This is a genomic window from Phenylobacterium sp. (assembly GCF_036563285.1).
In the GTDB taxonomy this organism is placed as follows: Bacteria; Pseudomonadota; Alphaproteobacteria; order Caulobacterales; family Caulobacteraceae; genus Phenylobacterium.
Genome location: NZ_DATCMR010000011.1, coordinates 490,406 through 515,325, shown reverse-complemented (window position 1 = coordinate 515,325; position 24,920 = coordinate 490,406). Strand labels below are relative to the sequence as shown.

The following is a 24,920-nucleotide window of genomic DNA, read 5'->3' as shown; positions in this document are numbered from 1 at the left end:
TGATTTCAGCAATCAGCGCTCTTGCAGCAGCGTTCTGCGGGAATGCAGAATGGCCTCATGGCCTTCGACTGGAACGACCTGAAAGCATTCCTCGCCGTCGCCCGCGGCGGCTCCACCCTGGCCGCCGCCAAGGCGCTGGGTGTCAACCAGACGACGGTCGCGCGGCGCATCGAGAGCCTGGAAGGCGCGCTGTCGCTGAAGCTCTTCGAGCGCGGCCAGTCCGGCAGCCGCCTCACCGAGGAAGGCCGCGACCTGTTCGCGGAAGCCGAGAAGGTGGAGCGCGCGGCGGTGGCCTTCGAAAGCCGGGCCCAGGCGCACGGCCGCGGCCTGGCAGGCTCGATCAAGATCACCTGCTCGGAGATCCTGGCGAACGCGTCGATCACCCCGGCCCTCGCCCACTTCCGCCGCCAGTTCCCCGAAGTGCAGATCGAGCTGATGATCACCGACGAGGTGCTCGACATCGCTGCGGGCGAGGCCGACATCGCCATCCGCGCGGGGCGGCTGCTGGAGCCTTCGGACCTGATCGCGCGCAAGCTCGCCGACTACCAGTTCGCGCTCTACTGCAGCCGCGGCTATGCCGCCCACCGGGGCGCGCCGACGACGCCGGTCGAGCTGAAGGACCACGACCTGATCACCGGCGAGACGGCGGGCCGGCCCCTGCCCGGGGTGACCTGGATGCTGGAGCAGGCGGGCGGCAAGGCGCCGTCGCACACCTCCAACAGCCTGACCAACCTGCTGCACGCGGTGCGCGCGGGCCTCGGCGTGGCGCCGCTGAGCTGCCTGCTCGCCGACGGCATGACCGACCTCGTGCGCTGCTCCGACGAGATCGAGGAGGCCCGCGGCTCCTCATGGCTGGTCACCCGCCGCGAGGCCAAGGACACGCCGCGCATCCGCGCCTTCATCGACTTCATCGTCCCCCACGTGCAGGCGGAGCTGAAGGCCCGCGAGGCGAAGAACCGGCTGATCCAGCAGCGCGCCGAAGCCGAGGCCCGGGCCGGGGAGGCCATGGACGGCGCGCTGATCTAGAGCGCGTCGCCCCAGCCGAGCCGCCGCGCCTTCGCGTGCGCCTGCTTCTCCCGCCGCGCGACGAAGCGGCTTTCCAGGCCCTGCGGCCCGCACAGCTTCAGCTCGATGCCCGGCTTGCCGGCGCGGGGGTGGGCGAGGACCCGGGCCCCGCGGTCTGCATCGGCGATCCCCGGCCGGGCGGCGATCAGGTAGGCGAACTTCTCGTCCTCGAAGGGCAGCTCCGCGCCCTTGGCCATGCGGTGCTCGCGGCTGCGGGGCAGGCGGATGCTGAAATGACACCAGTCCGGCGAGGCCAGTGGGCAGTCGCGGGCGTGCGGGCACGGCGCCAGCACCTCGGCGCCGTGCGCGATCAGCGCGCTCCGCGCCGCCAGGATGCGCCCGAAGCCGGCGGGCGTGCCGGGCTCCACGAGCGCCAGCAGGCCCTCGGTCGCCGCCCAGAGGCTGCGCACCACGTCGGCCTGCCTGGCTTCGGCGATCTCGGCGAGCGCGTAGCTCGCGACCACCAGGTCGGCACGCGGCCAGGGACCGGCTCCGGTGAGGTCCGCCCGCAGGCGGTCCGCCTGCGGCAGCGGCCCGTCCTCGGCCAGGCGTCCCGCCATGTCGAGGAACGGTGCGCTGGCGTCCAGCCAGGTCAGGGCTTCGAGCTCCCACTGCCCGGCCGCCGCCCAGCTCGCCGCGGCGGTGCCTGAGCCGGCGTCGAGCAGCCGCTTCGGCGCGAAGCCCGGCGCCATGCGTGCGGCCTCGGCGAATACCGCGACGCAGGCGGCGTAGGTGGCGGGCAGGCGTGTGAGGGCATAGGCGAGCGCGTCCTCGGCGCTGCGGATGGCGGCGGCCGAGGTCCCGCCGGCCCGGTAGGTCGCCGACGTCGCCCCCGCCCGCTCCGCCAAGCCCTTGCGGCCGACACCTTCAAGCTCGCGGGCGATCGCCGCGCGCAGCGGCGCGGGCAGCTCGCTCATCGCGTGGCGCGGGCCATGGATTCCCGGCGCAGGGTGGCCATGGAGACGGGGACCTCCTTGCGCAGCGCCATGCGGGTGAGGGCCGCAGGGATGCGCAGGTTCGCCGCCATACGCGCCTCGTAGGTCACCCGCACGACGCCGCCGGCCCGGGGCGTGAGCCGCCACTCGCCCTCAAGCATGCGGAGATCCCCGTCGATCTTGCGGAAGCGGATGGCCCGCGGCCGCTCGTAATCGGCGCGCATGACGTTGCGCAGGGAGGGGATGATGCCCGGCTTGGTGATCTGCTCGCGCACTTCCCACCGGCCGGCGGGGTCGCGCTGCATCACACGGCAGCTCTTCAGGTTCGGCGACATCTCCGGCGCGCGCTCGCAGTCGGTGACGGTGGCCCAGATCGTCTCGACGGGCGCAGCGATGTCGACCGCTGCCTGGATCAGGCTCGCGCCCTCGGCGGCCTCGGACACCTGCACGAAGGCCTTGCCCTGGGCGAGCGCCGCCTCGGCCTTCTGCGGCACGTCGAAGGCGAAGGCCGGCGTGGCGAAGCCGAGGAGGGCGAGCAGGAGGACAGGACGGGACATGCCCCCATCCTATCGGTTCACGCCTCTGCGGTCGCGCGGCTCTTCAGCAGCGCCTCGACGACGGACGGATCGGCGAGGCCGGCGGTCTCGCCAGCGGCCTTCTCATCGCCCTCCGCGATGCGCCGCAGGATCGGACGCACCAGCTCGCCGGCCTCGGTTTTCGGCAGGCCTGGCGCGAACTGCACCACCTGGGGGACCGCCGAGGGGCCGACCTCGCGGCGCACCCAGCCCTTGAGGTCGGCCTGCAGCACGTCGTTGGCGTTGGCGTCCGGCTCCAGCAGTACGAAGGCGTAGACCGCCTCTCCCGCGCCGCGAGCCACACCCACCACGGCGGCGTCGACCACGTCCGGATGGGCGCGCAGGGCGGCTTCGATCTCCGGCGCGGAGAGCTTCTGGCCTTCCACCACGATGGTCTCGTCGCCGCGGCGGGCCGCCCGGTTCTTCACCAGGTCGTCGACCACGCTGGGATCGGCGAGCGTCGAGGTGTCGCCGAGATTGCCGAGGTCGTCCTCGGCGATCTTGCGCAGGATGCGCCGCATGATCTTGCCTGAGCGGGTCTTCGGCAGGCCGGGCGCGAACTGCAGCACGTCCGGCGCCGCGAAGGGGCCGATGTCGCGCCGCACCCAGCCCCGCAAGTCGGCCTTCAGCGCCTCGGTGGCCTCCTCGCCGACCTTAAGGGTGACGAAGCAGTAGATGCCTTGGCCCTTGATGTCGTGGGGGTAGCCGACGACGGCCGCCTCGGCCACGCTGTGGTGGCCCACCAGCGCGCTCTCCACCTCCGCGGTGCCGATGCGGTGGCCGGAGACGTTGATCACGTCGTCCACCCGGCCCGTGATCCAGTAGTAGCCGTCCTCGTCGCGCCGGGCGCCATCGCCGGTGAAGTACTTGCCGGGATAGGTCGTGAAGTAGGTGTCGATGAAGCGCTGGTGGTCGCCGTAGACCGTGCGCATCTGCCCCGGCCAGGAGTCGGTCAGGCACAGGTTGCCGCTGACGGCGCCTTCGAGGACCTTGCCCTCGGCGTCCACCAGCTGCGGCTTCACGCCCGGCAGGGGCTTGGTGCAGGAGCCGGGCTTGAGCGCCGTCGCGCCCGGCAGCGGGCTCATCAGGGTGGCCCCGGTCTCGGTCTGCCACCAAGTGTCCACGATCGGGCAGCGCTCCTCGCCGACCGCGCGGTGGTACCAGAGCCAGGCCTCGGGGTTGATCGGCTCGCCCACGGTGCCCAGCAGGCGGATGGATTGGCGCGAGGTGCGCGTCACCGGCTCGTCGCCCTCGCGCATCAGGGCCCGGATGGCGGTGGGGGCGGTGTAGAAGATCTCCACCTTGTGCTTGTCGCAGACCTCCCAGAACCGCGAGCTGGTCGGGTAGTTGGGAACGCCCTCGAACATCACGCTCGTGGCGGCGTTGGCGAGCGGGCCGTAGACCACATAGCTGTGACCGGTGACCCAGCCCACGTCGGCGGTGCACCAGAACACTTCGCCGGGCCGGTAGTCGAAAACCACCTCGTGGGTCCAGCTGGCCCAGGCCAGATAGCCGCCGGTGGTGTGCAGCACCCCCTTCGGCTTCCCCGTCGAGCCCGAGGTGTAGAGGATGAACAGCGGGTCCTCGGCGTTCATCGGCTCGGGGTCGCACTGGTCGGACACGGTCTTCTTCAGCTCGGCGTAGAAGGCGTCGCGGCCCGGCGTCATCGGCACGTCGGCCTTGGTGCGGCGGACGACGATCACGTCGGTAACGCCAGGGCAGGACTTCAGCGCCTCGTCGACGTTGAGCTTCAGCGGCACGGTCTTGCCGCCGCGCAGGCCTTCGTCCGCGGTGATGACGACCTTGGACTCGCAATCCTGGATGCGCCCGGAGAGGCTGTCCGGCGAGAAGCCGCCGAACACCACCGAGTGCACCGCCCCGATCCGCGAGCAGGCCAGCATGGCCACCGCCGCCGCCGGGATCATCGGCAGGTAGATGGTGACCCGGTCGCCCTTGCTCACGCCCTTGGCCTTGAGCACGTTGGCCATTCGGCAGACCTCGGCGTGCAGCTGGCCGTAGGTCAGGTGGTCGTAGACTTCCGGGTCGTCGCTCTCCCACAGGATGGCGATCTGGTCGCGGCGGTCCTTCAGGTGCCGGTCGATGCAGTTGACCGACACGTTCAGCACGCCGTCGGCGTACCAGCGGATGTGGAAGTCCTTCTTGTCGAAGGAGACATCCTTGATCTGGGTGGGCGGGGTGATCCAGTCCAGCCGGCCGGCCAGCTCGCGCCAGTAGCCTTCCGGATCGGCCTCGACCCGCTGGCACGCCGCCTCATAGGCCGCCGCGTCCATGTGGGCGCGCTTTGCCCAAGGTTCGGGGACCGGAAAGACCTCGTCGTGGGACACCGCCGCAACTCCTGAAAACGCAGTCGGAAGGCAGTATGCGAGGCCGGGCAGGCCGCGCAACCTCGCCAGCCGGCGAAAGGCCCACAGCTTCCGTCAAGCGACGCTCACACCGGTGCTTGCTGCGATTCACCCGCGCGGCCATCTTCCCGCGATGCTTCGGATAGGCGCGGCGATCGCGCTGACGACCATTTCGGTGGCGGCGCTCGCCGCAGGACGCGGCGGCGCCAGCGACGACGCTGCCGCGCAGAGCGTGCAGGCCGTGCTCTCCGCCGCCCGCGCCGGCGACGCCGCGGCGCTGGAGAAGGTCATCGACCGCCCCGCGGTCCGGGAGGACCTGCGCCGCCAGATGGTGGAGATGGCGCAGGCGAACGGGGTGCTCGTGGACGGGGGACCATCCAACCTGGTGCTCGACCGCATGATCGGCCCCGACCGGGTCAGGCTGGCCGCCGAGCAGGTCGGCGACGTCGAGGGCCGGCTGAAGAAGATCGGCAAGTCCGAGGTCTGCCTCACCGACGAGAGCGCCGAGTGCGTGCTCACCTTCGCCCGACCGAAGGGGCAGCGGGGCTGGCGGCTGGTAGGCATGCAGGCGCCGGAGCCGGTCGCGGGCGTCGACCTGGGCGACTGAACGGGGTAGGCGGGGCGCATGCTGTTGCACCTCTCCACCTGGGCCGAGATCGAGGACTACCTGAAGCGGTCGAAGACCGTGGTCATCCCCATCGGCTCGAACGAGCAGCACGGGCCCACCGGCCTGCTCGGCACCGACTGGCTGTGTCCCGAGATCATCGCCCACGAGGCGCAGAAGCAGGCCGACCTGCTGGTGGCGCCGACCTTCAACATCGGCATGGCGCAGCACCACCTGGGCTTCCCCGGCACCATCGCGCTCAGACCCTCGACCTTCATGGCGGCGATCGGCGACTGGTGCCGCAGCCTGGGCCTGGCGGGCTTCGAGAAGCTCTACTTCCTCAACGGCCACGGCGGGAACGTCGCCACGATCGAGGCGGCGTTCTCCGAGCTCTACGCCGAGGCGAGCTATGCCGGCCGCAACCGGGGCTTCGCCTGCAAGCTGAAGAACTGGTGGGAGCTGTCGGGCGTCCTGGCCCTGGCCAACCGCCAGTTCCCCACCGGGCACGGCAGCCATGCGACCCCCTCGGAGATCGCGGTCACCCAGTGGGCCTATCCCGACGCGATCAAGGCGGCCAACTACGCGCCGCAGGTCGCGCCGACCGGGCCGATCCGCGAGGCGCTGGATTTCCGCGCGCGGTTCGCCGACGGCCGGATGGGCTCCGACCCGGGGCAGGCGACGCCGGAAAAAGGCGGCGAGCTGGTGGCGCTGGCCGCGAAGGGCCTGATCGACGACGTGGCGGCGTTCAGCGCCGAGCGCGCGCCCGGAGCCTAGCCTTCGCTTAGAAGCTGGCCCCGCCGCCGGGGATGGCGATGCGCGGCGGCGTCTTGGTCTTCGGCCGCCCGGCCCAGTCGAGCTCCTCGGCCTTTATCATCGCCTTGGCGGCTGCCGCCGACATGTCGGCCGCGGCGACCAGTTCCGGCTCGGACTTCACCGGCTCCGCCGCCGGGGCGGCGACCTCGAGGGCGGGGCTCTCGTTCACCGCCACTTCCGGCGTGGTGTTCGACGCCAGCATGACCTTGCCCGGCCCCTTCGACAGCTTGTCGAGGGTGGCCATCTGCAGGCCAGCCATTTCGCCGCCGGCATAGCGGCCGCCGAAGGCCGGGGGCAGGCCCGCGCCGCCGGTCCAGCGGTAGAAGATATGCGCGCCGACGTTGCCGACCTTCACCAGGCTCGGGCTCCAGTACGGGGCCACGTAGCTGGCGTGGTAGTGGGTGGCGTTGCCGACCTTCTTCATCACGTAGCCGTTCAGCGCCGCCTCGGCGATCTTGCGGGCGCGGGCCCAGATCTCCGGGTTCGGCTCGCGGGCCAGCGCGCCGTCGCAGGTGAAGGTGAACTGGCAGCCGGTGGTGCGGTTGGAGCCCTGGAAGACCACGCCGCAGACGCTCTTCGGGAAGGCCGGGTGGCGCATGCGGTTCAGAACCACCTGGGCCACTGCCCGCTGGCCGTCGACGCTCTCGTAGGCGGCCTCGTAGTAGATGGCCGCGGTCATGCAATCCAGCGCGCGGGCCTCGTCCAGCACGCCCTCGGTCTTCAGGAAGAACGGGCGCGCGGCGGGGTTCGGCAGGGTGGAGACCGGCTGGGCGGCGTTCCACAGCCGGGCGGCGTCGGGCGACAGGTCCTGCAGGCGGATGACGCCGGCCTCGGTGTCGGAGACGAGCTGGGCGGTCTGCAGGCTCTGGTCGGCGATGGCCGGGCGCAGGGCGACCGGCTGGACCTTCGGCTCGAAGCGGCCGGCGAGCGCCAGCATGGCCGGGTCCATCCCGCGGGTCAGGCGCGCGAAAGCCTGGGCGGAGATGTCGCCGCCGAGCATCCGCGCCAGCCGCTGGCCGTCTTCAGCCGGGACCGCGGCGATGGCGAGGCCCGCCGACAGCAGGGTCACCAGCACGAGTTGGAGGCCGGCCAGAAGCACGGCGTAGCCGTTACGAAGTCTTGAAATCACGCGCCCTCGAGCCTTTTCGGCTTCACTTGAAGCGCGACCCGATAGTGCCGATACGCCAGAAAAGCGAGTCTTTTCTTTAACGCGTGGTTAACCACCCTAAGATGAAGGCGAGTAAATTCAACGCCTTAATGGATCGTCGATCCGTAGGCTGATGTGACACGGGTCACGCGGTGAACACCGCTCCGCCCCTCACCTCCACGGGCCAGGGGTAGAGCCGCTCGCCCTCGCAGGGGCCGGCGACGCAGAGGCCGTCGAGGCGGAACAGGGCCCCGTGGCCGGCGCAGAGGATGTGCTCTCCAGAGCGGGTCAGGTAGCGATCCTCCCATCCCGCGAGGGGCCAGCCCGCGTGGGGGCAGCTGTCGACGTAGCCGGTGACGGTGTCGCCCGCGCGGACGACGAAGCCCGCGAACAGCCGGCTCTCCTGGCGGAACCGGAAGCCCTTGGCGCCGGGGTCGGCGAGCTCGGCGACTGCGCAGAGCCGGACGCCTGCGGGCGGCCGGGCCGGATTCGCCTCAGAGGTTGGCAAGGGTGACGCGGAACGGCCGGATGTCGACGCTCTCCCACAGGCCGGCCTTGGTGTAGGGGTCCGCGGCGCTGAAGGCCCGGGCCGCCTCGATGTCCTCGGCCTCGATGATCATCAGCGAGCCGGCCATGTCGCCCGCCTCGTCCAGGAACGGCCCGCCGAGCTTCAGCGGCTGGGTCCGCACCCAGGCCAGGTGGTCCTCCCGGGCGGCCATGCGCACGGACAGCGAATTGGGCTTGTCGATGCAGACGAGCGCGAACTGCGGCATCAGTTTTCCTCGCGAAGGGGACGGGAGAGCAGGCCGGCGATGGCCTCGTCGACGCCGATCTCGCCGGCCAGGATGGCGGCGGTGGCCTCGCAGATGGGCATGTCCACGCCGAGCTTGCGGGCCAGCTGGCGCACGGCGGGCGCAGAGGCGACGCCCTCGGCCACCGACAGCTTGCCGGCGAGCGCCTCCTCCAGGGTCTGGCCGCCGCCCAGCGCAAGGCCGACGCTCATGTTGCGCGACTGGGGGCTGGAGCAGGTGAGCACCAGGTCGCCGAGCCCGCAGAGGCCGGCGACGGTCTCGGCCTCGCCGCCCAGCGCCACCGCGATGCGGGTCAGCTCGGAGAAGCCGCGGGTGATCAGCGCGGCGTGCGCCGAGCGGCCCAGGCCGCGGCCCTCGACGATCCCACAGGCGATGGCCAGCACGTTCTTCACCGCCCCGCCGGCCTCCGCGCCGATCATGTCGGTGGCGAAGTAGGGCCGGAACGTCGGCGTGGCGATCGCCGCGCCCAGTTGCTCGGCGCAGCCCTCGTCGGGGCAGGCCAGGGTGACGGCGGTGGGAAGGCCGCGGGCGACCTCCCCGGCGAAGCTGGGCCCGGAGAGCACCGCGGCCTGCGCCTGCGGCAGGGTCTCGGCCAGCACCTCGGTCATCAGCTTCAGCGAGCCCTGCTCGACGCCCTTGGAGCAGAGCAGGACCTGCAGGCCGTCGCGCACATGCGGCTCGAAGGCGGTCAGGGTGGCGCGCATGTGCTGCGCCGGCGGGACCGCGAGGACGATGTTCCGGTCGGCCAGGTCGGCGAAATCGGCGGTGGCGCGGATGGAGGCTTCCAGCGCGATCCCGGGCAGGAAGAGACGGTTCTCGTGCGCGCGGTTGACGTCGGCCACCACCTCCGGCTCGCGGGCCCACAGCACGGTGTCCAGACCGGCCCGCGCGCAGACCTGGGCGAGCGCCGTTCCCCATGCGCCGCCGCCGATGACGCCGGCCGACCTCATGCCTTCGCGCCCTTGCGGCCGGCAGGGTGGGTGGGGTTCGCGACGGCGGCCGCTGCGTCGAGCGGCCAGCGGGGCCGGGCGGCGGCGTCCAGCGCGTCCGTGAGGCCCAGGGCCAGGCGCTCGGCGCCGGCGAGCGCGATCATGGCGGCGTTGTCGGTGCAGTAGGCCAGCGGCGGGGCGGTGAAGGCGAAGCCGCGGGCGGCCGCGGTCTCCTGCAGGCGCGCCCGCACGGCGCCGTTCGCCGCGACCCCGCCGGCGACGACGAAGCGCAGGCCGCGGCCCTCGTGCTCGTGGGCGTAGGCCTGCATGGCCCGGTCGCTCCGCTCGGCGAGCTGGCGGGCGATTGCGGCCTGCACGGCGGCGGCGAGGTCGCGGCGCTCGGCCTCGCTGGTCAGCCCCTCGGCGAGGCGCGCCGCGGCGGTCTTCAGCCCGGAGAAGGAGAAGTCGCAGTCCTTGCGGCCGAGCAGCATGCGCGGCAGCTCGAAGCGGCTGGCGTCGCCGCCCTGCGCCAGCTTCTCCAGGGCCGGGCCGCCGGGGTAGGGCAGGCCCAGGGTCTTGGCGATCTTGTCGAAAGCCTCGCCGGCCGCGTCGTCGATCGTGGAGCCCAGCCTGCGGCAGGCGCCCACCCCGTCCACCGCCAGGAGCTGGCAGTGGCCGCCGGAGACCAGCAGCAACAGGAAGGGATAGGGGACCTCCGCCCCCAGCCGCGCGGACACCGCATGGCCCTCAAGATGGTTCACCGCCACCAGCGGCAGGCCGCGGGCGAGCGCCACGGCCTTGCCGAACGAAAGGCCCACCATCACCCCGCCGACGAGGCCCGGCCCGGCCGTGGCCGCCACCCCGGTGAGGTCGCCGTAGCCGAGCCCCGCCTGCTGCAGCGCTTCGGCCGCAATGGCGTCGATGCTCTCCACGTGGGCGCGCGCGGCGATCTCCGGGACGACGCCGCCGTACGGCGCGTGGGCCGCGATCTGGCTGCCCACGACGCTCGACAGCACCTCGGCTCGGCCGTCCGTCAGGCGCACGACGGCGGCGGCGGTCTCGTCGCAGCTGGTCTCGAGGCCGAGGACAGTGTGGGGCTGGGTCATCCGGTTGCCGGGGGCGGCCTGCTCCTGTAGCAGGCGCTACGCCTTCCGCTCCGAGGTAGACCGCCCACCGTGCCCACGCAACCTGTCGTCCGGATCGGCGCCCGCGGCTCCAAGCTCAGCCTCGCCCAGTCGGGTATGATGCAGCGCCGGATCGCCGCGTCGCTTGGCGTGGACCCCTCCGACCAGTCGGCGGTGGAGCGCGTGGCGCCGCTGGTGGTGATCACCACGACCGGCGACCGGGTGCAGGACCGCCGGCTGCTGGAGATTGGCGGCAAGGGCCTCTTCACCAAGGAGATCGAGGAAGCCCTGATCGAGGGCCGCATCGATTGCGCGGTCCACTCCCTGAAGGACATGCCGGCCGCCCTGCCCGACGGGCTGTGCATCGCCGCGATCCCCGAGCGGGAGGATCCGCGCGACGCGTTCCTCAGCCGCGGTCCGGAGAGCCTCGAGGCGCTTGCGCAGGGCGCCAAGCTCGGCACCGCCAGCCTGCGCCGCCAGGCCCAGTGCCTGCACCGCCGCCCGGACCTGCAGGTGAACATGCTGCGCGGAAACGTGGACACGCGGCTTGCAAAGCTGGAGGCCGGCGAGGCGGACGCCATCCTGCTGGCCTACGCGGGCCTGAAGCGGCTGGGGCTCGGCCACCTGCCCAAGAGCCTCATCGACCCCAAGGCCTGCCCGCCGGCCCCGGGCCAGGGCGCGCTCGCCATAGAGACCCGCATCTGCGACACCGAGCAGTCCTGGGTGCAGGCCCTGCGCCACGAGGCGACCATGGTGTCCGTCGCCGCAGAGCGCGGCGCGCTCACCGCGCTGGAAGCCTCCTGCAAGACGCCCATCGGAGCGCACGCCTGGTTCGAGGGCGGGTCCCTGAAGCTGATCGTCGAAGCCCTGTCGCCCGACGGGGTGCTGGCCTTCCGCCACTCCGGCGAGACCGACGCATCGCAGCTCTCGGACCCCGAAGCCTCGGCGCGCGACCTGGGCTTCTCGCTGGGCATGGCCATCAAGGAAGAGGCCGGCGACGCCATCGAGTTCTGAGGCGCGCTTGATCCCGAGCCCGCCGAGCGGCACGGTCGTTGCATCAAAAGGTTAAGTTCCGTCCGATAGAAGGGCCGGATGGCCGCACGTCGACAGCGAATCTGGATCACCCGCGCCCAGCCTGGCGCGGACGCCACGGCTGAGCGCGTGCGGGCGCTGGGCCATGAGGCGCTGGTCGCCCCGCTGCTGGCCGTGAAGCCCGTCGAGAACGTCGCCATCGACCTTAACGGCGTAGCCGCGCTGGCCTTCACCAGCGCCAACGGCGTGCGGGCCTTCGCCGACCTGTCCGGCGACCGCTCCCTGAAGGTGTTCGCGGTGGGCTCCGCCACCGCCCAGGCGGCGCGGGCCGCGGGTTTCCGCTCGGTCCTGTCGGCCGATGGCGACGTGGATGCGCTCGCCGAAGGCATCGCCCTGCGCCGCGCCGAGCTGCGGGGCGCGGTCCTGCACCCCGGCGCGGCGGAGCCGGCCGGCGACCTGGCCGGAGCGCTGGAGAAGCACGGCGTCGAGGCGCGCCGCCTCGTCCTGTACGAGACCGGCCCCGTGCAGCTCTCCGACGCCCAGGCCCAGAGCCTGGTCAGCGCCGACGCCGCCCTGATCCATTCCCCCCGCGCCGCCCAGGTCCTGGCCAAGCTGCTCAAGGCCCACCCCGCGCCGCGGATGCGCGCGCTGGGCCTTTCCAAGGCGGTGATCAAGCCGCTGCAGCGCACGCCCCTGGCCGGCAAGGCCTATCCGCCGTTCCCACTGGAGGCGGCGCTCCTCAACCTGATCGCCCGCAACCCATGAGCGCGCCGCCGGACCCCTCCGAGATCAGCGCCCCGAAGGATCCGGCGGAGTACCGGCCGAAGCCGCTGCTGGGACCTGCGTTCTGGGTCTGGATCGTGTTCGGTCTGGTCTGCGTGATCGCCGGGGCCGTGCTGGCCACCCTGGGGCCGAAGCTGCTGCCCGCCCGTCCCAAGGCCGCCGCGGCCCTGCAGGTCGAGCGCACCGCCACAGCCCCGCTCAACCCGGCGGCCTCTCCCGTGACCGTCGCCGGGCCGCTCCCGCCTGCGCCGGAACCCGCGCCCGCGGACGTCGCGGGCCTGGCCGCGCGGGTCTCGGCGCTCGAGGGCCAGGAACGCGGCACGACCCAGGCCGCCGCGTCGGCCCTCGCAGCGTCCGCGCTCCTGGAGGCCAGCCGGGGCTCCGGCCCCTTTCGCGCCGAGCTTCACGCCCTGCGCGCCGCCGCCCCCGACCTGCCGGAGCTCGCCGCCCTCTCGCGCATGGCCGAGACCGGAGCGCCCAGCCGCGCCGCGCTGGCGGCCAGCTTCCCCGACTACGCCATGCGCGCCGCCAGCGCCGCTCGCGCACCCGGCGAGGGCGCAGGCCTGGGCGCCCGCGTCGGCTACGCCCTGACCCGCATCGTCAGCATCCGCCGGGTGGCGGAGACCTCCGGGACCGACGCCGACGCCCTCCTCGCCCGCGCCGAACAGCAGGTGCAGGACGGCGACATCGACCGCGCCCTGCGGACCCTCGACCAGCTTCCCGCCGCCGCGCGGGAGGCCATGGCGCCCTGGCGCGCCCGCGCCGAGCGCCGGGCCGAGATCGACCGCCAGGCCGCCGCCCTTCGTCGCCGCGCGCTGCAGTCGCTGGCGCAGCCCTCGCGGGGCGGCCCGTGATCCGCGCCGGCCTGTTCGTGCTGCTGGTGGCCGCCGTGGCGGTCACCATCCTGGCGCTGACGGGCGATGCGGGCCGCGCGACGGTGGTCTGGCTGGGGTGGCGGGCGGACATGACGGCCGCCGTGGCCGCCTTGATCGTGCTCTTCTCGGCGCTCGTGGCGGCCATCGCCTGGCGCACCGTCCTTTGGATACTGGCCGCGCCAGAACGCGCCCAGCGCCGCCGCGCCGAGCTGCGCCGCCGTCAGGGCAACGAGGTGCTGACCCGCGGCTTCCTCGCCGTGGCCGCGGGCGACGGCTCGGAGGCCAGGCGCCTGGCGCTGAAGGCCGCGGACCTTGCCGACGAAGCGCCGGGGCTGGTGCGCGTGCTCGCCGCCCAGGCCGCGGAGGCGACGGGCGATCCGGCCGCCATCCACGCCGCCTACGGCGCCATGCTCGGCTTCCCCGACATGCGGCTGGCCGCCCACCGGGGGCTGATGCAGCTGGCGCTTTCCCAGGGCGACCGCGCCACCGCGCTGCGCCACGCCCAGGAGGCCTATGGCGAGGCCCGCACCGCGCGCTGGGCCTGGCGGGTGCTGCTGGAGGACCGGCTGGAGCGCGGCGAGTGGGACGGGGCCCTCGACCTCGTGAAGGGCGCGCTCTCGCGAAAGGTGGTGAGCCCGCTGGTCGCCGACCGCGCCCGGGCGGCGCTCCTCGCCGCTCTCGCCGCCCAGCTGGAGCACGCGCCCGAGCCCAGGGCCCGCGCCGAGGCGCTCGACCGGGCCGTCGAGGCGGCCCGCCTGCAGCCGGGCTTTGCCCCCGGCGTCGTGATGGCGGCGCGCCTGCTGGCGCAGGAAGGCAAGGCCAACCGCGCCGCGTCCATGCTGGAGAACGCCTGGAAGGCCGCGCCCCACCCGGCGCTGTTCCTGGCCTACCGCGACCTGAGAACCGACGAGACGCCCAAGGCCCGCGCCGCCCGGCTGCGCGACCTCGCCGGGCAGAACCCGAGGCACCGCGAGAGCCGTATCCTGTTCGTGGAGCAGGCGCTGATCGCCGGCGACCCCGCCGGCGCCCGCGACGCCGCCCTGGCGCTGGAGGCCGAGCCGGTCACCGCCCGGATCGCCGGCCTGAGGGCCCGCGTCGCCTACGCCTCCGGTCAGCCGGACGAGGCGCGTCTGTGGATGGCCAAGGGCATGAGCGCCCCGCACGAGCCGGACTGGTCCGACCTCGACCCGGAAGGTCGCGCCTTCGCTTACCACGCCTCGGACTGGGCCAGGCTGGTCGCCACCTTCGCCGAGACCGGGGAGCTGATCCATCCGCGCCTGGAACGCCACGAGCGCAGCATGAGCGAGCTCCCCGAGCTGCCGCTCTCCTATGCCGACGCCGCGCCTCTGCTGGCGGCCGGCGCGGGCGAGGCTCAGCCCTATCCGGTGGACGAGGGCCACTTCCCGGAGGAGGAGCCCGCGGAGCCCTCGCCGGACGCCCCTGCGCCGCATCGCCGCTCGCAGCCCAGGCGGCGCTTGGCGAGCGCGCCGAGAGCCGCTAAATAGCCCCACCTCGCGGCCCGGTCCGGCTGCGAAGCCCCTGTGGGCCGCCTTAGCTCAGCCGGTAGAGCGGCGCATTCGTAATGCGTAGGTCAGGTGTTCGAGTCACCTAGGCGGCACCACTTCTTCCCGTGACATAGCCGGACGCATGCCTATCCAGGTCGTCATCAACTGGGGGGTGTCGAGCTTCTACGGATGGGGCGTCTACGGCCTGAACCTGGCGCTGGCCTGGGCGGCGGACCCGCAGGTCGAGGCAGCCTGCGCCATGCCCATCCTCGCCGACGAATTCGTGGTCGACCCGCTCCGGCGCGCGGCGCTGGCGGCGTTCGGCCGGCGCTCCGCCAGCCTGCAGGCCCAGCTCGTCGCCCGGCCTCCCGGCGAGGCGAAGCTGGCGGCGGCGGTGCTCGACGGCCTGCACCAGTCCTTCGAGCCGGTGCACACCCGCCCTGACACCCCGCTGGTGGGCCAGCCCAGCCTCGGCGTCACCTTCTTCCAGGACACACAGCTCGCCCCCGAGGCGGTGGAGCGGGCGAGGCGCTATCCGGCCGTGGTCGCCGGCTCCACCTGGAACGCGCGGCTGCTGCAGGCCCACGGCCTGAGCAACGTGCGCACGATCCTGCAGGGGATCGACCCGGCGCTGTTCCACCCGGCGCCGCGGCTGGGGCTGTTCCCCGACCGGTTCGTGGTGTTCTCCGGTGGCAAGCTGGAGCGGCGCAAGGGCCAGGACATCGTGATGGCGGCCTTCGCCCGGTTCGCGCAAGCCCGGCCGGACGCCCTGCTGGCGGCGGCCTGGCACAGCCCGTGGCCCGCTGAGGCGCGTACGCTCGAACAGGGCGGGGTCGCGGCGGCGCTGCCGTTCGACGCCGAAGGGCGCGTCGACGTCGCCGCCTGGGCCGCGGCGTGCGGCGTGCCGGCGCGGCAGTTCCTCGACCTGGGCGCCATCCCCAACCTGCAGCTCGCGCCCGTGCTGCGCGAGATGGACGTGGCGGTCTTCCCGAACCGGGGAGAGGGCGGCACCAACCTGGTGGCCATGGAGTGCATGGCCTGCGGCGTCCCAGCCATTCTGTCGCGCAACACCGGCCACCTCGACCTGATCCAGCCGGACAACAGCTACACTCTAGACCGGCAGGCGTCGCTCGAGGGGCTGGAGGGGCCGATGGGCGATGTCGAGGGCTGGGGAGAGAGCGACGTGGACGAGGTGGTCGCGCGCCTGGAGCAGGCCTACGAGGACCGGGCCGAGGCGCGCGCCCGGGGTCTGCGCGGCGCCCAGACGCTGGCGAGGCTCACCTGGGCCGGGACCGCCGGCCGCATGAAGGCCCTGATCGACGAGCTGCGCTAGCCGGGCGTGGCGCCGGTGGCGGCCTCGCAGGTCCCCATGTTGACCGGGCCCGTCTCCGTCCGCGTCCAGGCGCCGTTCGCCCGGGTAAATTCCGCGAAGGCAGAACCCGGCTTGGCGTCCGCCGCGCGGCTGTTGAAGGTGACAGCCGCGACCAGCTTGGCGGTCACCCCGCGGGCCTGCTCTTCCGGCGTGATCGCCCGCTCGCGCTTGCACGCCACGGCGAAGTCCTGGCAGCCCTTGCCGCCCTCCGCCTTGACCTTGCAATGCGGGCTCTCGGCCTCGATGGCGTCGCGCCAGGCCACGATCTGCGGCTCCAGGCCCGCGAACTTGCCCTCTTCGCCGGTGGGGTTCTCGGCCTTGCTGCAGGCGGCGAGCGTCAGGAGCAGGAGGGGCAGGGCAATGTGGCGCAAGGGCGGTCTCCGTCTGGGGCGGCAGGCTTAAAACGCGCGGATCAGGGCCAAGGCGTGGCGAGCGGCGTTCAGTTTGCGGGTACGACCGCGCTCAGCGCCGGCCCGATCTCGTCGTGCAGCACGAGGTCGGCGTAGGGGTCCATCTCTGTGGGCTCGCGGTTGACGATGGCCAGCGCTGCGCCGTTGCGCTTGGCCATCAGCGGGAAGCCGGCGGCGGGGAACACCACCAGGGACGAGCCCAGCACGATGAACAGGTCGCAGGACAGGGTCTCCTGCTCGGCCCGCGCCATGGGCTCCTCCGGCATGGCCTGGCCGAACGAGATGGTGGCGGTCTTCACCAGTCCGCCACAGCGGCGGCAGTAGGGGATCTCGCCGGCCTTCAGGAAGCTGTCCTTCAGCTCCTCCAGCTCGTGCCGCTCCCCGCATTCCAGGCACTTGGCGTAGCTGGCGTTGCCGTGCAGCTCGATGATCCGGTCGTCGGGGACGCCTGAGTCCTGGTGCAGGTTGTCGACGTTCTGGGTGATCACGGCGGCGACCTTGCCCTGCTGCACCAGGCGAGCCACGGCGAAATGGCCGCTGTTGGGCTGCCGGCCGGTCCAGCCGGCGCGGCCGGTGAACACCCGCTCCCACGCCTCGCGGCGCTTGGCGGGGTCGGCGACGAACTCCTGGAAGTAGATCGGCTTCATCTTCGACCACACGCCGCCCGGCGATCGGAAGTCGGGGATCCCCGACTCCGTCGATATGCCCGCGCCGGTGAACACCACGCAGCGGCGGGCGTCGGCGATCATCCGGGCGAGGTCGGCGCGGGACATGGGACCGATCCTCGCCGAAGCCGGCTCAGGTGGGAAGGATCGGATAGCCCGGCGGGCTACGGTCTGTGCGCTGGCCGGCGTCCTCGCTCGCGTGCCGGGGCATGGAGCTTGCCCCGCCCTCGCGCACGCTCAGCTCCACGCGCACATCCTTCACGCCCGACGCCCGGCGGGCGATCTGTTCGGCGCGGTGCGGGTCGGCCGCGCCCATGGCCTCGCCGCGCAGGGTGACGACGCCGTCCTGCACCTCGACCTCGATCTCGCGGGCGTCGATCAGCCGATCCTCGGCCAGCCGCTCACAGACGTCCTCGTGGATGCGCTGGTCCGCGCGTGTCCAGCCCTGGGGCCCACGGCCGCGGTGCGGGCCGCCCCCGGCGATCTCGCGCTCGGCGCGGTGGTCCATGAAGCTGCGCGAGGAATCGCCGCCGAAATCCTCGCCGCGCGGGCCGTGGTTCCGCTCGTAGTCGGAACCGAACATGCCGCCGCCGTACGCCTCGCCGCCGAAGCCCTCGCGGTAGTCGGAGGCGCCCAGGCTTCCGCCGTAGCCCTGACCCCAGCTGCCGTCGGCGCCCTGGTTCAGCCCGCCGCCGCCGAAGTCGCGGCCGTAGCCGCGGCCATAGCCGATCGCGGCCGGCCCGCCCGAGGTCTCGCGGCTCTGCTGGCCGCCGTCGCGGTCGGCTTCAGGGACATTGCGGTCGCGTGCGTCGGCCATGGGTGGGTCCTCCTCGAACTGGAACGCTCGAAGGCGAAAAGCAGACGACCGCGCAGGCGTTCCGCGCGGCGTGAAGAGCTGAGGGGAGGGAGACGATCGGCCCGGCCGTGGTCGGGGGGATGCCAGGGGTGTGGGCCGGGCCGATCGGCGCCGCTCGTGTCCGACAGGCAAGTCGTTGAGCGACAGGGCTAGAACTCGCTATCAAAAAGCAAGTTCCGACCGGGCGCGGAAAAACTCAGCTGCCGAGCCGATTCCCCCGGTCGCCGAGGCGCTCGCCGGTCTGGGCGTCGCCGGACGGGTCCTTGGTGCGGCCATCGAGGCTGCCGAAGTTCTGGTCGGCGGAGTCCGCCGTGTCGGCATCCGGATCGCGGACGGCGCCGCCTTCCTCCGGGTTGTGGGCGGCTTCGGTGTCTGACGGGCGGGCTTCCGGCGCGCCGTCGGGTTGCGGGATCACGCGCGGCTCGCCCAGCGGGGCGGTGTCGCCGGCCTGGTTCGGCTGGCTCTGGTTCTCGGGCATGGTGGGTCACTCCTCCGGGATTCCGCAGGAGAAGCGGCCGGGGCGCTGCGATGTTCCGGGGCATGAAATGCCGCTTTTCTAATCACAGCGGTCTGCCAATATATTGGGCAAACGCGACTCGGCGAACCGGGCGCTGCGAGGGGGGATTGCGATCATGGACGCGGCCAACACCGCCTGGATCCTGACGGCCACGGCGCTCGTGCTGTTCATGACCCTGCCCGGTCTGGCGCTGTTCTACGCCGGCCTCGTGCGGTCGAAGAACGTGCTGTCGGTGATGATGCACTGCGTGGCGATCGCGTGCCTGGCCTCGGTGCTCTGGCTGCTGGGCGCCTATAGCCTGGCCTTCTCCGGGACCGGGCCCCTGATCGGCGATCTCGCCAAGTTCGCCCTGGCAGGCGTCGGGCGCGACAGCGTCTCGGGCACGCTGCCCGAAGCCCTGTTCTTCATGTTCCAGATGACCTTCGCGATCATCACCCCGGCGCTGATCGTGGGCGCCTTCGTGGAGCGCATCCGCTTCGGCGCGGTCCTGCTGTTCTCCGGCCTGTGGCTGTTCGTCGTCTACGCGCCGGTGGCCCACTGGGTATGGGGCGGCGGCTGGCTGATGGCGCGCAGCGTCATGGACTACGCGGGGGGCCTGGTGGTGCACGCCACGGCCGGCGTGTCGGCCCTGGTGCTCGCCTGGCGGCTCGGGCCGCGCGACGGCTATCCGAAGGACCTGTCGCCGCCGCACGCCCCGGGCCTGACCTTCATTGGGGCGGGCATGCTGTGGGTCGGCTGGTACGGCTTCAACGCCGGCAGCGCGCTGGCCGCCGACGGCTCCGCCGCCTCGGCGCTGATGGCGACGCACCTCTCCGCGGCCACCGCGGGCCTGGTCTGGGCGCTGATCGAGAAGCTGCGGTTCAAGCGCGCGAGCATGGTGGGCTTGGTCACCGGGGTGGTGGCAGGCCTCGCCACCGTCACTCCGGCCTCGGGCTTCGTCGGCCCGCTGGGCGGCATGGTGCTGGGCGCGCTGGGCAGCCTCGTCTGCTACCAGGCCGTGGAGTTCGTGAAGCAGAAGGTCCGCATCGACGACAGCCTCGACGTCTTCGCGGTGCACGGCGTGGGCGGCATCCTGGGGACCCTGGCGGTCAGCGTGCTGGCCGCCGAGCAGTTCGGCGGCGTCGGCTACGCCGAGGGCGTGAACATGGGCGGCCAGGCGGTGACCCAGGTTCTCGGCGTGCTGGCCGTGGTGGTCTGGTCCGCCATCGCCACCCTGGCCATCGCCTTCGTCGTCGAGAAGACCGTCGGCCTGCGCGCCCGCGACGAGCAGATCGAGGACGGCCTCGACATGGCCGCCCACGGAGAGCGCGCCTACAACCCCTGAGGCCCGCCGAAGGCGCGGTCGAGGTCGGCCACCCGCATGGCTACCGCAGCACGGCGATGATCGGCGCGAAGATCAGCGGCAGGATGTACATCCGGACGCCCTGCAGGATCAGGATGACGATGATCGGGCTGATGTCGACGCCGCCGAGCGGCGGGATGATCCGCTGGAACGGCGCGAGCACCGGCCGGGTCACCGCATCGAGGAACCGCGCCACGTTGTAGACGAAGCGGTTGCGCAGGTTGATCACGTCGAAGGCCACCAGCCACGAAAGGATGGCGCTGATGATGATCGCCCAGATCAGGAGGTTCAGCAGCGAGCTGACGATGAAGTAGAGGAAGCTGCCCATCCGCCGCTTCTAGCGGGGTTTGGGCCTGAGGCAAGGCTGCGGCGAGTTGCCAGGCGTTGATGGGGGCGGCTTGACGCGCGCCGCGCCGCCGCCTACTTCCGCGCCTTCCTGGGGCCGTAGCTCAGTTGGTAGAGCGCCTCGTTCGCAATGAGGAGGTCAGGGGTTCGACTCCCCTCGGCTCCACCAGGACCCCCTCACATTGTAGCCCCACCCGGCGCAGCCTATCTTCCGGGCCAGTCTGGATCCGCCGCCGCCCGTGTTCTTCGACCGTTTCTTCAAGCGTAACCGTCCGCAGGACGTCCCGCCTTCCACCGGCGGGCGGCTGGTCTATGCGGTGGGCGACGTGCACGGCCGGCTGGACGCCCTGGAGCCCCTGCTGCGCCAAGTCGCCGAGGACTACATGCTCGTCAGGCCGGCGGAGCCCGCCAAGCTGGTCTTCCTGGGGGACTACCTGGACCGCGGGCCGGACTCCAAGCGTGTGGTCGACCTGGTGCTCGGCATGCGCGGCCACCCTGAGTTCGAGGTGCGTGCGCTGAAGGGCAACCACGAGGAGGCCCTGCTGCACTTCCTCGAGGACCCGCCGTTCGGCGCCCAGTGGATGGAGCACGGCGGAGGACCGACCCTGGTCTCCTACGGCGTGCAGCCGCCGCCGACCCGCACCGACAACGACGCCTGGGCCAAGACCGCCGAGGAGCTGAAGGCCGCGATCCCCGAGGCCCACATGAGCTTCTTCCGCGAACTGGAGCTGATGGTGACGGTGGGCGACTACGCCTTCGTCCACGCTGGCGTGCGTCCCGGCGTGCCGCTGGACCAGCAGGTGGAGCGCGACCTCCTGTGGATCCGCCAGGAGTTCATCGCCGAAAAGGGTCCGCACCCGAAGGTGATCGTCCACGGCCACACGCCCAACGAAGAGGCGCAGCTCACCCGCTGGCGGCTCGGCGTCGACACCGGCTGCTACGCCACCGGCCTGCTCACCGCCGTGCGGCTGATGGATCAGGAGCAGCGGCTGATTCAGGCCCGCGCAGTGAGGCGTTTGGCCTAACCGTCGATGACGTGCTCTGGCCGGATGCTGCGGCTCCAGGCCTCCAGGAAGGCGTAGGCGCCGAACGCCATCAGCCCCAGCGCCAGCAGCGCCAGGATGACGCTGCCGTACGGCTGGTCGTTGAGCTCCTGCAGGGCGCCGCCCAGCCCCCGCGCATCCGAGGCCCGGGCATGCCAGCCGGCGCTGGCCGTGTAGGCCCCGGCCGGCAGCAGCGCCACGCCGCGCCCGAAGTAGCCCGCCCGCGCCACAAGCCCGGCCCAGCGCGCGCCCTCCTCGTGGTTGGAGACGTGGCGGCCGAAGTGGTCGAAGACGGCGCGGATCATGCTGCCCAGCCCCGCAACCAGAACGAACAGGCCCACCGCCGTCACCAGCAACCCGCCGGCGGGAAGCTCCAGCGCCTGCTGCACGGCCGCGATGGTGGCCGCCTGGTCGTCGGCCTCGTGCAGGTCCTCGATGGCGTCGAGCAGGCCGAACACCGACACCGCCAGGGCCCCGTAGACGAAGCCGCTGATCGCCTGGCCGGCGCGCGAGGCCAGGGCCTTGGGGCTCTTCCCCTGCCGGTCGGCGTCGAAGATCGCCTGCAGCGCCCGCCAGCCGGCAAAGGCGTATAGCCCGAGCCCGATCAGCCACAGCAGCGCGATCCCGGCCGGCCAGCGGCCCCAGGCGTAGAGCGCGCCCACAGCGCCCTCGGCCTTGGGCCAGAGCCCGACCGCGGCCATCAGCGCGACACCGCCCAGGCTGACATAGACCGCGCCGCGCGCCGCATAGCCGGCCCGCGCCGCCATCTCCGCCAGCGTCGCCCATGGCCAGCGCGCGAAGCGTCGGCGCAGGCGACGGATCGCCCGCAGTCGGTGGAGGAAGTCGGGCGCGGCCATGGGCCTCAAAAGCTAAGCTGTCCGGAGCTGGTTCCGAAGCCCTAGTGCGCGTCGTCCCAGTTGGCGGCGGCGCGGGCCTCGACCACCAGCGGCACGGAGAGCGACACCGCCGGCTCGTGGGCCTTCTCCATCACCGCGCAGGCGACCTTGATCACCGCCTCCGCCTCCGCCTCCGGCGCCTCGAACACCAGTTCGTCGTGCACCTGAAGCAGCATCTTCGCCTTCAGGCCAGCGTCCTTCAGCGCACCCGGCATGCGCACCATGGCCCGGCGGATCACGTCGGCGGCCGCGCCCTGGATCGGCGCGTTGATCGCCGCGCGGTCGGCGAAGCCGCGCTCGGCCTGGCTCTTCCCGCGTGCGGCGGGGATGTGGACCTTGCGGCCGAAGATGGTGGTCACGAAGGCCTCTGCGCGCACCTGCCGCTGCTGGCGGTCCATGTAGGCGCGGATGCCCGGGAAGCGCTCGAAATAGGTCTTGATGTAGGCGCCGGCCTCGTCGCGGCCGATGCCGAGCTGGTTGGCCAGGCCGAACGCGGAGATGCCGTAGACGATGCCGAAGTTGATCGCCTTGGCGCGCCGGCGCGTCTCCGCCGGCATGCCCTCGATCGGAACGCCGAACATCTCCGAGGCGGTCATGGCGTGGATGTCCAGGCCCTCCTTGAAGGCGGCCTTCAGCTGCGGGATGTCGCCGATGTGGGCGAGCAGGCGAAGCTCGATCTGCGAGTAGTCGGCGCTGATCAGGACATTGCCGGGCTCGGCGATGAAGGCGCGGCGGATCTTGCGGCCCTCCTCGGTGCGGATCGGGATGTTCTGCAGGTTAGGGTCGGTGGAGGCGAGCCGGCCGGTGGTGGCCGCCGCCAGCGAGTAGGAGGTGTGCACCCGACCCGTCCGCGGATCGATCGCGTCCACCAGGTTGTCGGTGTAGGTGCCCTTCAGCTTCGACAGCTGACGCCAGTCGAGCAGCACGCGCGGCAGCTCGTGGCCCTGCGCGGCCAGGTCCTCCAGCATGGAAGCGTCGGTGGAGAGCTGGCCGGTGGCGGTGAACTTGCCCGACCCCAGCCCCATCTCCTTGAACAGCACCTCGCCGATCTGCTTGGGCGAGCCCAGGTTGAACGGCCTGCCCGCCAGCTTGTGCGCCTCGGCCTCCAGCTCGCCCATGCGCACGGCGAAGTCGTTGGAGAGCTTGCGCAGCTGGTCGGGGTCGACCTTCACGCCGGCCAGTTCCATCTCCACCAGCACCTTGGGCAGCGGCCGCTCCAGGGTCTCGTAGACGGTGAGCAGGCGCTGTTCCGCGAGCCTCGGCCGCAGGTGCTCGTAGAGCCTGAGGGTGACGTCGGCGTCCTCGGCCGCGTAGCAGGTCGCCGACCCCAACTCGACGTGCTTGAAGCTCTTCTGCGCCTTGCCGGTCCCGGCCACCGTCTTGAACGTGATCGGCTCGTGGCCCAGCCAGGTCTTGGAGAGCTCGTCCATGCCGTGGCTCTTCCGAAGGCCGCCCTCCAGCGTGAAGCTGATCAGCATGGTGTCTTCGATCGGCCCCACCTCGATCCCGTAGCGGGAGAGGACGGCCATGTCGTACTTGCCGTTCTGCGCCACCTTCAGGACCGACGGGTCCTCCAGCAGCGGCTTCAGCCGCGCGATGGCCTCGGCCATGGGGATCTGTTCGACGGCTTCCTTGGCCTCGAAGTCCAGCCCGCCGGTCGCCTCGTGCTCGTGCTCGTGGCCGACGGGGATGTAGCAGGCCTCGCCGGGCGCCACGGCCAGCGACACGCCGCAGAGGTTGGCGCTGGTCGCCGACAGCGCGTCGGTTTCGGTGTCGAAGGCGACGATCCCGGCCGCGCGGGCCTTGGCGATCCACGCGTCGAGCGTCGGGATGTCGCGGACGCACTGGTAGGCTTCCACGTCGATGGCGCCGTGCTGCGGCGGGGCCTTGGCGCGGGCCTCGGGCGCCGGCGTGGCGAGCGGCGCCTCGGCCTGCCCGCCCGCCTTGCCGTCGCCGATGCGGCGGGCGAGCGTGCGGAATTCCATCCGCTCGAGGAACTCCGCCAGGACCGAGGGCTCCGGGTCCTCCACCTTGAGTTCGTCGATGGGGCAGGGCAGCGGGGTGTCGCAGTCCAGCTTCACCAGCTCGCGCGACAGCCGGATCTGGTCGGCGAACTCGATCAGGGTCTCGCGTCGCTTCGGCTGCTTGATTTCGCCGGCCCGGGCCAGGAGCGTGTCGAGGTCGCCGTATTCGTTGATCAGCTGGGCCGCGGTCTTGATGCCGATGCCGGGCGCGCCGGGCACGTTGTCCACGGAATCGCCGCAGAGAGCCTGAACATCGACGACCTTCTCCGGCGGAACGCCGAACTTATCGGCGACCTGCTCAGGTCCGATCCGCAGGTTCTTCATGGTGTCGAGCATGAAGACGCCGTCGCCGACGAGTTGCATCAGGTCCTTGTCCGATGAGACGATCATGACCTCGCCGCCCATGTCGCGGACCTTGCAGGCATAGGCGGCGATCAGGTCGTCGGCCTCGTAGCCGGGCAGCTCGAGGCACGGCACCCCGAACGCGCGGACCGCCTCTCGCACCAGCGGGAACTGCGGGACAAGGTCCTCCGGCGGCGGCGGGCGGTGGGCCTTGTACTTGTCGTAGAGCTCGTTGCGGAACGTCTTCTCCGAGTGGTCGAAGATCACCGCCAGGTGTGTCGGCGCCTCGCCCGAGGTCTTCATGTCGACCAGCAGCTTCCACATCATCGAGCAGAAGCCGGAGACCGCGCCGACCGGCAGCCCGTCGGACTTCCGCGTCAGCGGCGGCAGGGCGTGGAAAGCCCGGAAGATGAAGCCGGACCCGTCGACCAGGTAGAGGCGGATGCGCGGCCCGTCCTGGGTCGGCTCGCGCGGGATATCGGCCAGGGTCTCCGGGGCTTCGGCGTCGAGGGTGTCGGTCATCCGGGAAACATAGGACCGAGGCGC

The 24,920-nt window shown here is 72.1% G+C and carries 25 protein-coding genes, 2 tRNA genes and 1 pseudogene; 12 read left to right on the top strand and 16 right to left on the bottom strand.

What is annotated here, in order from left to right; translation table 11 throughout:
- Positions 1 to 42: 42 nt before the first annotated feature.
- Positions 43 to 1,026 carry a LysR family transcriptional regulator gene (locus tag VIL76_RS13215; protein ID WP_332045493.1) on the top strand — a complete coding sequence of 328 codons (984 nt, stop codon included), beginning with the start codon at positions 43 to 45 and terminating at the stop codon, positions 1,024 to 1,026.
- Here VIL76_RS13215 and VIL76_RS13210 read toward each other — a convergent pair.
- From VIL76_RS13210 to acs, 4 genes and pseudogenes are all read right to left on the bottom strand, one after another.
- Positions 1,023 to 1,982, bottom strand: coding sequence for a small ribosomal subunit Rsm22 family protein (locus VIL76_RS13210; RefSeq protein WP_332045492.1), 960 nt, complete (start codon positions 1,980 to 1,982; stop codon positions 1,023 to 1,025). The genes VIL76_RS13215 and VIL76_RS13210 overlap by 4 nt on opposite strands.
- The gene (locus VIL76_RS13205) at positions 1,979 to 2,557 is read right to left on the bottom strand and encodes an SRPBCC family protein (RefSeq protein ID WP_332045491.1); all 579 of its coding nucleotides are present in this window, start codon (positions 2,555 to 2,557) and stop codon (positions 1,979 to 1,981) included. Before VIL76_RS13205 ends, VIL76_RS13210 begins: the two co-directional genes overlap by 4 nt.
- A 17-nt stretch (positions 2,558 to 2,574) precedes the next feature.
- Positions 2,575 to 2,961 (bottom strand): AMP-binding enzyme, encoded by a 387-nt coding sequence (locus tag VIL76_RS13200; RefSeq protein ID WP_332046501.1) that lies wholly within the window; start codon positions 2,959 to 2,961, stop codon positions 2,575 to 2,577.
- 27 nt (positions 2,962 to 2,988) lie between these two features.
- Positions 2,989 to 4,866 (bottom strand): annotated as a pseudogene (gene acs / locus VIL76_RS13195) (acetate--CoA ligase); the annotation flags it as partial.
- A gap of 205 nt (positions 4,867 to 5,071) precedes the next feature.
- Here acs and VIL76_RS13190 point away from each other — a divergent pair.
- Positions 5,072 to 5,545: a DUF2939 domain-containing protein gene (locus VIL76_RS13190; RefSeq protein WP_332045490.1), complete on the top strand. Its 474-nt coding sequence runs from the start codon at positions 5,072 to 5,074 to the stop codon at positions 5,543 to 5,545.
- A gap of 18 nt (positions 5,546 to 5,563) precedes the next feature.
- Entirely contained in the window at positions 5,564 to 6,316 is a 753-nt protein-coding gene (locus tag VIL76_RS13185; protein ID WP_332045489.1) for a creatininase family protein, read from the top strand.
- Between the two features lie 7 nt (positions 6,317 to 6,323).
- Here the strand turns inward: VIL76_RS13185 and VIL76_RS13180 are convergent, their stop codons facing one another.
- The 5 genes from VIL76_RS13180 to tsaD form a co-directional block, all read right to left on the bottom strand.
- Positions 6,324 to 7,484: a cell wall hydrolase gene (locus VIL76_RS13180; RefSeq protein ID WP_332045488.1), complete on the bottom strand. Its 1,161-nt coding sequence runs from the start codon at positions 7,482 to 7,484 to the stop codon at positions 6,324 to 6,326.
- A 163-nt stretch (positions 7,485 to 7,647) separates the two neighbouring features.
- A complete protein-coding gene (locus tag VIL76_RS13175; protein WP_332045487.1) occupies positions 7,648 to 8,010 on the bottom strand; it encodes a Rieske (2Fe-2S) protein in 363 nt (120 codons plus the stop codon).
- Positions 7,997 to 8,275: a YciI family protein gene (locus tag VIL76_RS13170; protein ID WP_332045486.1), complete on the bottom strand. Its 279-nt coding sequence runs from the start codon at positions 8,273 to 8,275 to the stop codon at positions 7,997 to 7,999. Before VIL76_RS13170 ends, VIL76_RS13175 begins: the two co-directional genes overlap by 14 nt.
- Positions 8,275 to 9,264 carry an NAD(P)H-dependent glycerol-3-phosphate dehydrogenase gene (locus tag VIL76_RS13165; RefSeq protein WP_332045485.1) on the bottom strand — a complete coding sequence of 330 codons (990 nt, stop codon included), beginning with the start codon at positions 9,262 to 9,264 and terminating at the stop codon, positions 8,275 to 8,277. The genes VIL76_RS13170 and VIL76_RS13165 overlap by 1 nt, the downstream gene beginning before the upstream one ends.
- Positions 9,261 to 10,349 carry a tRNA (adenosine(37)-N6)-threonylcarbamoyltransferase complex transferase subunit TsaD gene (gene tsaD, locus VIL76_RS13160; protein WP_332045484.1) on the bottom strand — a complete coding sequence of 363 codons (1,089 nt, stop codon included), beginning with the start codon at positions 10,347 to 10,349 and terminating at the stop codon, positions 9,261 to 9,263. The genes VIL76_RS13165 and tsaD overlap by 4 nt, the downstream gene beginning before the upstream one ends.
- Before the next feature lie 69 nt (positions 10,350 to 10,418).
- On the opposite strand from tsaD, the gene hemC reads away from it, so the two are divergent.
- The 6 genes from hemC to VIL76_RS13130 all read left to right on the top strand — a co-directional run bounded on the left by hemC (position 10,419) and on the right by VIL76_RS13130 (position 15,895).
- Complete coding sequence (gene hemC / locus VIL76_RS13155) at positions 10,419 to 11,381, top strand: hydroxymethylbilane synthase (protein ID WP_332045483.1); 963 nt, start codon at positions 10,419 to 10,421, stop codon at positions 11,379 to 11,381.
- Between the two features lie 78 nt (positions 11,382 to 11,459).
- Entirely contained in the window at positions 11,460 to 12,164 is a 705-nt protein-coding gene (locus VIL76_RS13150; protein WP_332045482.1) for a uroporphyrinogen-III synthase, read from the top strand.
- Positions 12,161 to 13,036: a COG4223 family protein gene (locus VIL76_RS13145; protein WP_332045481.1), complete on the top strand. Its 876-nt coding sequence runs from the start codon at positions 12,161 to 12,163 to the stop codon at positions 13,034 to 13,036. The genes VIL76_RS13150 and VIL76_RS13145 overlap by 4 nt, the downstream gene beginning before the upstream one ends.
- Positions 13,033 to 14,562: a heme biosynthesis protein HemY gene (locus VIL76_RS13140; protein ID WP_332045480.1), complete on the top strand. Its 1,530-nt coding sequence runs from the start codon at positions 13,033 to 13,035 to the stop codon at positions 14,560 to 14,562. Before VIL76_RS13145 ends, VIL76_RS13140 begins: the two co-directional genes overlap by 4 nt.
- Before the next feature lie 40 nt (positions 14,563 to 14,602).
- A tRNA-Thr gene (locus VIL76_RS13135) sits at positions 14,603 to 14,678 on the top strand.
- Positions 14,679 to 14,704: 26 nt separating this feature from the next.
- Positions 14,705 to 15,895 (top strand): glycosyltransferase family 4 protein, encoded by a 1,191-nt coding sequence (locus VIL76_RS13130; protein WP_332045479.1) that lies wholly within the window; start codon positions 14,705 to 14,707, stop codon positions 15,893 to 15,895.
- Here VIL76_RS13130 and VIL76_RS13125 read toward each other — a convergent pair.
- The 4 genes from VIL76_RS13125 to VIL76_RS13110 form a co-directional block, all read right to left on the bottom strand.
- Positions 15,892 to 16,305: a hypothetical protein gene (locus tag VIL76_RS13125; protein ID WP_332045478.1), complete on the bottom strand. Its 414-nt coding sequence runs from the start codon at positions 16,303 to 16,305 to the stop codon at positions 15,892 to 15,894. The genes VIL76_RS13130 and VIL76_RS13125 overlap by 4 nt on opposite strands.
- A gap of 68 nt (positions 16,306 to 16,373) precedes the next feature.
- On the bottom strand, positions 16,374 to 17,117 hold the full coding sequence (locus tag VIL76_RS13120; protein WP_332045477.1) for a Sir2 family NAD-dependent protein deacetylase: 744 nt from the start codon (positions 17,115 to 17,117) through the stop codon (positions 16,374 to 16,376).
- A gap of 25 nt (positions 17,118 to 17,142) precedes the next feature.
- The gene (locus VIL76_RS13115) at positions 17,143 to 17,826 is read right to left on the bottom strand and encodes a BON domain-containing protein (protein ID WP_332045476.1); all 684 of its coding nucleotides are present in this window, start codon (positions 17,824 to 17,826) and stop codon (positions 17,143 to 17,145) included.
- A gap of 235 nt (positions 17,827 to 18,061) precedes the next feature.
- Positions 18,062 to 18,343, bottom strand: a complete 282-nt coding sequence (locus tag VIL76_RS13110; RefSeq protein ID WP_332045475.1) for a hypothetical protein — start codon at positions 18,341 to 18,343, stop codon at positions 18,062 to 18,064.
- Between the two features lie 154 nt (positions 18,344 to 18,497).
- Here VIL76_RS13110 and VIL76_RS13105 point away from each other — a divergent pair, with 154 nt between their 5' ends.
- Positions 18,498 to 19,706 (top strand): ammonium transporter, encoded by a 1,209-nt coding sequence (locus VIL76_RS13105; protein ID WP_332045474.1) that lies wholly within the window; start codon positions 18,498 to 18,500, stop codon positions 19,704 to 19,706.
- Positions 19,707 to 19,746: 40 nt separating this feature from the next.
- Here VIL76_RS13105 and VIL76_RS13100 read toward each other — a convergent pair whose 3' ends face one another.
- On the bottom strand, positions 19,747 to 20,052 hold the full coding sequence (locus VIL76_RS13100; protein ID WP_332045473.1) for a YggT family protein: 306 nt from the start codon (positions 20,050 to 20,052) through the stop codon (positions 19,747 to 19,749).
- A 110-nt stretch (positions 20,053 to 20,162) separates the two neighbouring features.
- Between VIL76_RS13100 and VIL76_RS13095 the strand changes: the two genes are divergently transcribed.
- Together VIL76_RS13095 and VIL76_RS13090 are read left to right on the top strand one after the other, a co-directional pair.
- Positions 20,163 to 20,238, top strand: a tRNA-Ala gene (locus tag VIL76_RS13095).
- 70 nt (positions 20,239 to 20,308) lie between these two features.
- Positions 20,309 to 21,094: a metallophosphoesterase family protein gene (locus tag VIL76_RS13090; RefSeq protein ID WP_332045472.1), complete on the top strand. Its 786-nt coding sequence runs from the start codon at positions 20,309 to 20,311 to the stop codon at positions 21,092 to 21,094.
- Here VIL76_RS13090 and VIL76_RS13085 read toward each other — a convergent pair.
- Positions 21,091 to 21,969, bottom strand: coding sequence for a DUF1206 domain-containing protein (locus VIL76_RS13085; protein ID WP_332045471.1), 879 nt, complete (start codon positions 21,967 to 21,969; stop codon positions 21,091 to 21,093). The two genes, VIL76_RS13090 and VIL76_RS13085, sit on opposite strands and share 4 nt — an antisense overlap.
- 41 nt (positions 21,970 to 22,010) lie before the next feature.
- Positions 22,011 to 24,896: a DNA polymerase I gene (gene polA, locus VIL76_RS13080; protein ID WP_332045470.1), complete on the bottom strand. Its 2,886-nt coding sequence runs from the start codon at positions 24,894 to 24,896 to the stop codon at positions 22,011 to 22,013.
- Positions 24,897 to 24,920 lie beyond the last annotated feature (24 nt).